This is a genomic window from Mycobacterium sp. 852002-50816_SCH5313054-b, assembly GCF_001667185.1.
In the GTDB taxonomy this organism is placed as follows: domain Bacteria; phylum Actinomycetota; class Actinomycetes; order Mycobacteriales; family Mycobacteriaceae; genus Mycobacterium.
Genome location: NZ_LZIC01000035.1, coordinates 1 through 574, shown reverse-complemented (window position 1 = coordinate 574; position 574 = coordinate 1). Strand labels below are relative to the sequence as shown.

1 pseudogene is annotated in these 574 nt (G+C 67.4%); it reads right to left on the bottom strand.

Going from position 1 to position 574, the window contains the following annotated elements:
- Positions 1-574: pseudogene (locus A5787_RS27645) on the bottom strand (hypothetical protein); the annotation flags it as partial.

Below are 574 nucleotides of genomic sequence, written 5' to 3'. Positions count from 1 at the left end.
AGGTGGGCAGGATCGTGGAGTAGTTGACGTGGCCGACCAGCTTCACGTCGGGACGGGAAGCGGTTTGCGTGCCCTCGGCGCCGGAATAGATCAAGGCGCGTTCGCCCAATTCGGCGCAGGCGTCGGCGATCATCGCCACCGTCTCGGCGGGGGACTGGACCGGCGTGCTACCGAAACCGAAGTAGATCGGCGGCTTTCCCGCGGCGATCCAGGACGCGACCTCGTCGTCGGTGTCCCCCCCCAACTCGAGCGTGAGGGAACCCACGAAGGGGCGCTTGCCGTTCCATTCCGCGGCAAGACCGGGGAACAACGCCTGGTCGTAGGCCTGCAGCTCGAGCGTTCCGTTCTCGGCCATCCGCCGCCACGCGGACACTGTCGTGCCGGGCAGGCCCAGTTCCCGGCGTTGCGCGTCCTCATTCGCCTTGGTGATGTGCGAATACAGCCACCAGCCCGCCGTCAACGTCGAGCGGACCGCAGGCGCCGGAGACGGCAGAAACGGAACACCGAGCTGACCGTTGACCCGCACCGGGAAGTGATGCAGCCCCGCGACCGGAATGTCGTGGTACTCCGCGAC